At 54.5% G+C, this 5,828-nt stretch carries 3 protein-coding genes; all 3 read left to right on the top strand.

Annotation, left to right across the window (positions count from 1 at the left end):
* On the top strand, positions 1 to 423 hold a 423-nt coding region (locus BR83_RS0113940), incomplete at its 5' end, for a hypothetical protein (RefSeq protein ID WP_027357568.1).
* A gap of 37 nt (positions 424 to 460) precedes the next feature.
* Positions 461 to 1,867: a S8 family serine peptidase gene (locus tag BR83_RS16135; RefSeq protein WP_157833034.1), complete on the top strand. Its 1,407-nt coding sequence runs from the start codon at positions 461 to 463 to the stop codon at positions 1,865 to 1,867.
* 175 nt (positions 1,868 to 2,042) lie between these two features.
* Positions 2,043 to 5,666 carry a chitobiase/beta-hexosaminidase C-terminal domain-containing protein gene (locus tag BR83_RS0113930; protein WP_162164761.1) on the top strand — a complete coding sequence of 1,208 codons (3,624 nt, stop codon included), beginning with the start codon at positions 2,043 to 2,045 and terminating at the stop codon, positions 5,664 to 5,666.
* The last annotated feature ends 162 nt before the right edge of the window (positions 5,667 to 5,828 follow it).

Here is a 5,828-nt window from a genome sequence, read left to right as displayed (position 1 = left end):
GCTGATTATCGCGGAGAGGGTAGTGGATTTGTACATACAAAGCAGCTGCTGGACATCCTGGATGACGATCCGGGGAGGGCTTTTAAAAAGTATGTCTTACTTATGGAACAGGATGATGATAAGGACTGGGAGAATGTTTCATTTATCGGCCGGGAATCTTTTGCTTTAAAGGTTGAGCCAAGACAGGCTGTACCCACCAGGAAGCGGTTGGATGAAATCCTCATGGCTTCCGGAGTGAATATGGAAGAGTTTGCGCAAATAAAGAGCGGATCCAGAAAAAGATCGCTGGTGCCGTATAAAGTTTGGTACGCCAGGGAAGCACTGGCGCAGGGATATACGTTGCAAGAAATAGGCGAAAATATTCGCATCTCTTCGGTGGCTGTTTACAAACTTTTATCCCGTGCCAGGCAATTAACCTGTTAACTTATTATTATTATTATTATTAACGGCGTAAGGGCCGGTGCCCTGGGGGGGCCCCGGAGCGTTTTACTTTTGTAATCTCATCCTTTTGCTCAGAATGCTAAAGGAGCGCAACTGGCGCGTAGAGTATGCGGAGCCCAATTATCCCCTGCATATGATGTACGTCCCAAACGATCCCCTGTTTTTTGACCAGTGGGCACTGCACACGATCAATGCCGCCGGGGCATGGGATAAGCTGGCGCCAAATCAGGAACCGGTGATTGTGGCCGTGGTTGACACGGGCATCGATTTTTATCACGAAGATCTGCAGGGGCGCATCTCGCTTGATGGAGCCTGGGATTTTGTATTAAACGATTCATACCCGCTGGATCTGGACGGGCACGGTACGGAAGTGGCCGGTGTTATCGCTGCCGCCACCGGCAACGCCACCGGCATTGCCGGTACCGCCGGGCGGCAAAATGTGCAGATACTGCCCTTGAGGGTCTTCAACTGGCTGGGGGAAACTAATATCTATTGGGTGAGCCAGGCCATTGCCCACGCCGTTGACTGCGGGGCACAGGTGATCAACCTCAGCCTGGGCGGTCCACAGTACTCTCAGGCATTGGCCGATGCGGTTGACTATGCGTGGGAGCGCGGCGTGGTGGTGGTGGCCTCCGCCGGCAATGAAGGCGGTCCGGTGTTCTACCCGGCGGCTTTGCCCCATGTGATCGCCGTGGCCGCCAGCGATGAGGGCGACGGGGTGGCCTATTTTTCAAATCACGGGCCGGAAATTATGGTGGCAGCACCGGGAGTGGATGTTCTATCAACCGATGCCTTTTATCCCGAATATACCGTCGTCAGCGGAACGTCCATAGCGGCGCCCTTTGTTTCGGCCGCTGCGGCCATAATTAAATCGCAGCTGCCCGGTGCCGGGCCGGATCAGGTGGCGGAGATAATCCAGAAGGGCGCCGTGGATATTGGCCCGCCGGGGAAAGATGACTACGCCGGCTACGGCCGCCTGGATCTGGATCTGGTGGCCGCGCAGCTGGCGGGTGCAGGCACCCCGGGCGGGGGCGGCGGTGGCGGTGGGATCGTTATGGAGCCGGGCCAGATTTTGCAGATTGACTTCAACCTGCCGGTGAAGATAGATGGGAATACCTCCTCCCACTTCCACCTGCTCACTGCCGGAGGTGCCGAGCTGCCCTGCACGCTATATTTTGTAGGCGAGGTGAACACAGGTGAAACCGGCGGCTACACCACCTTCTGGCTCAAGCCGCGCGATGCCCTTTTACCCGGCCTGACGTACACCCTGCGGGTGGATGCCGGCCTGACCGCCACTTCGGGTCATAAGCTTGCCAACTATAATTTGAATATTGTTGTTAAAGCTGAAGAGGATAATCCAGTTACCCCACCGTCGGGTGATGAGGGTTATTCCGGAGCGGATAGTGCCAGGCACTTAACTTATTAACTTATTGATAAGCGCGTGCCCGTGGCCGGTGCCCCCTGGGCTTGTCCTTCCGGGGGCGCCTTATCTTATCGCCGCGACAGTGGTAGGGAACAAACCGTCCCGCAGGACGGCCTGTGACGGTCGAAAAATGGCCGGCGAAGGGAACCAGCTGAGCGGGCTGTCCGGAGAGGCCGTTTTGGGAAAAACTGAGGGCAAGGTGAAGGCGATGAAAAAACTCATTTTCACAGGCCTGATGGTACTGGTAATGTTTGTGGTCAATATTTCTTTGCCATCCTGGGCAGGCAGATGTGCCTGGGCACGTACTTTTGATGGAAAAGCAGGGGTTAGCCAGTCCGGGCAGGCAGGGCAGCAAGATATAAACCAGTTGCTGTCCGTAAATTCCGTTGCCAGTGCGGCGTACGGCCAAGTAAAGGCAGTACCTCAGGGGGATCGTTTGCTCCGGCCCACCCTGCCGCCCGAGTTGAGCAAAAAACTTTTCGGGGATAAGCTTAAGACAGCAAAAAGAGAGCTTTTCCGAACGGCAACAAGTGAGCTGCCCAAGAGCCCATGGGACTATTTAAGGCCGGGTCCCTGGGACCCGTACTGGGACATTCCCAGTGATGATCCGGAAATAACCGGCCTGGTGCAGGAAATAACCCGCGGTTTGACCAGTGATAAAGAAAAGGCAGCGGCCATTTACAAATGGGTGGTTCAGAACATTAAATATGACTATAGTTATTCAATTTACGAAGCGCTGCCCACTTTACACGCCCGCAAGGGGGTCTGCAACGGCTTTTCCCTCCTTCTGGCGGCCATGATGCGGGCAGGCGGCATACCGGCGAAATTTGTTACAGGTGCTGCTGACGGTGTGGGCGGGTGGCCCCGGCTGCCGGAGAAGACAAATCATGCCTGGAATGAAATTTATATTGACGGTAAGTGGTACAGCGTGGATGTCACCTGGGATTCATGCAGGTATCATGATTTAATGGAACACCAACCGGAATATCCTTTTGATTATTACCTGGAACATTATCAATATTATCTGATTGACGAAAAGCAATTCTCTGCCGATCACCATAAAATCCTGGTCAATGCCGCCTGGTTTGATTACCAGGGGGAAGAGCTGGACCTGGAACTTTCCTGTTCCGAGGCGGGGGCAAAAATCTTTTACACCCTGGATCTCTCCGAGCCAACCAGCAACTCCACTCTTTACTCCACCCCGCTGCACATCACCAATGGAACCACCATCAAGGCCATTGCCGTGGTTCCCCAGGGGGTGGTCAGCTATGTGGAAATACCTTTTATTCACATTAACGAAGGGGTTAAATTCTTTGACTCCCAGCGCGGCGTCCTGGTGGACATCCCCTTAGACAGGGAGTCTCAACAAATATACGCCTACTTTCTGAATGGCCAGAAGGGCAATTATATACCCGGCTTTATCATTGCGGCAGAGTCGCTGAATGAGGTTGCGGTATGGTCTCAAAGTCCTTTGGGGGGCTACTGGGGTAGCTCCAAAATAGGACGCCGGATTTTTGACCTGAAAGAGGGCGGCATGCGGGTCACTATTTCCAAGGGAGGCGAAATGTTGGAGATTAACTTTACGGTCTATTCCCTGCCTCCCGGTTTCCAAATGCCCCAGCCGCCCCTGGCCAGTATTTCCCCTGGCCAATACGACCGGCCCCTGGATGTGAGCCTGGACTGCCCGCGCACGGAAGACAATCCCTGGAGCGCCATTTACTACACCACCGACGGCAGTGTTCCCGGGCCGGGCACAGCCCGCCTCTGGGACGGGAAGCCCGTGCACATAGCCGCCGACACGACCGTCAAAGCGGTGGCGGTGCTGGGCAACTGGGATTACGTCAGCGACGTTGCGGAGTTTAAATACGAAATACGCCTTAGCGACTATTACGCGGTGGCCGAAGACACGGCAGCCCTGGCCATCGGGTTTGCCCCGGGAGACAGCAGCACCAGCGTCACCCGTGATTTAACCCTACCGGTGCAGGGAAAATACGGCTCCACCATCCGGTGGCAGTCCGACAGGCCGGAGATCATCTCTGAAGACGGAAAAGTATCCCGGCCGGTAATGCCCCGGTGGTTGGTGGAGAGGTACCTTTCGGGAGAAAATCCAATTATCGAAGAGCGTGTAAGTTTAACGGCTACCGTGACCAGGGGAAATGCAAGCGATACGAAAGAGTTTACTCTTGTTGTGCCGGGAAGGTGCAAGCTGGCAGATACCTGCTGGGCGCCGGTGGGGGCCATAGGAGATGGTACCGGGTCGTTGTGGGGAGTGGCTGCCGGCGGGAACCTCTGGGTAGCCGTGGGCGATCACGGTGCCATTTATACCTCTCCCGATGGGTTTAGCTGGACCAAACAGGATGCCGGGACAGGGGAAATGCTACGGGCCGTGGCCTTTAACGGCCGGATGTGGGTGGCCGTTGGAGAGCACTTCCTTGTCTCCCGGGACGGGGTAAAGTGGGATGTAAGAAGAGCGTCCGTTGTCAATCCTAATCTGGTGGGAGTTGCAGGAAGCCCTTCCCTCTGGGTGGCCATTTCACATGACGGCCTCATCTTTACTTCCCCGGACGGGTACGTTTGGGAGTGGCGGGACCTGAACGAAAAAGGGCCGCGTACATTCAATGCCGTTGCCTGGAACGGGAAGATGTGGATAATAGCAGGCGATGATGGGCTGATCCTTACTTCCTCCGACGGGCTGAACTGGACGGAGAGGATTTCCGGCACCACGGGCAACTTGCGTGATGTGGCCTGGGACGGCAGCCAGTGGCTGGTGGCGGGGGAAAACGAGATGCTTACCTCTGCCGATGGTGTGGTGTGGAAGAGATATGATTGCCTTGATGCGCCGGCACATATTGCCTGGGGCGGTTCTCAATGGGTGGGCATTCCCTCTTTTTCTGGCAACGGCATCCTAACCTCACTGGACGGAACCAGTTGGGATCGGGTTATAAAAGACCCCACCGGCTTCCCCTCTGGCCAGGTAAATGACATTGCCTCCTGTGACCATCGCTGTGTAGCGGTTGGTGAGCGGGGGATAGTGCACGTTATTGATTCCGTTGACTTCCCGGATCCCGGCCTGGAGGCGGCAGTCCGGAATAGTTTAAATAAACCGTTGGGTGCCATTACCAGGGAGGATATAAAGGGTTTACAGCAATTGGATGCCAGTCAACGCAATATTGCTGATCTCGCCAGGCTTGAGTTTGCCATTAACCTGGTTTCCTTAAATCTTGCCGGGAACCGGATTGATAGTATCCGGGAGATTGAAAATTTACAGAACTTAAAATACCTCAACCTTGCCCACAACAATATCCGGGATATAAGTCCTCTGGTTAAAAACAGTGAACAGGGCGGTTTAGGATGGGGCGCGGTGGTGGATCTGCGGGATAATCCCCTGGATCTGGAAGAAGGGTCGCAGGCTTATCAAGATATTGCCAGGCTGATCAGCAGGGGAGTAACAGTAAAATACGGCAATGACCGGGAAGAAGACGATGCCCGGGAATGGGCTCCACAAGTAAATGTGCCGCCCAATAAGGTGTGGACTATTAAATTCAATATGCCTGTGGATCCAGGTACCATAACCATTCAAAACATAACTGTTAAAGATACCAGCGGTAATGTAGTAAATGTTACGATAGAAATGGGCAATGACGGCAGGTCGGTTATAGTTAAGCCGCCGCTGGCGGGGTACACCCCGGGCCAGGTTTATACCCTGCATATTGGCAGGGATATTAAATCCACATCCGGCCTACATTTGAAGAATGCGGTAAAAATGCAGTTTATAATTGGTGCCAGGCACTTAACTTATTAACTTATCGAGCCCCGGTCCCGCGCCGGCGGGGCTTTTTCTTTTCACTGCCGGTGTACGATTCAGAATCGGTCCAGTTCCGCCTCATGTCAATCTCCGGCCGGATGTGGTATAATACAGCCACAGGAAGAATGAACCCGTGCCGGACAAAAGACAGCCCCACCA

Source organism: Desulfofundulus thermocisternus DSM 10259, assembly GCF_000686645.1.
Taxonomy (GTDB): Bacteria; Bacillota; Desulfotomaculia; order Desulfotomaculales; family Desulfovirgulaceae; genus Desulfofundulus; species Desulfofundulus australicus.
This window is presented reverse-complemented; position numbering and strand designations above follow the sequence as displayed.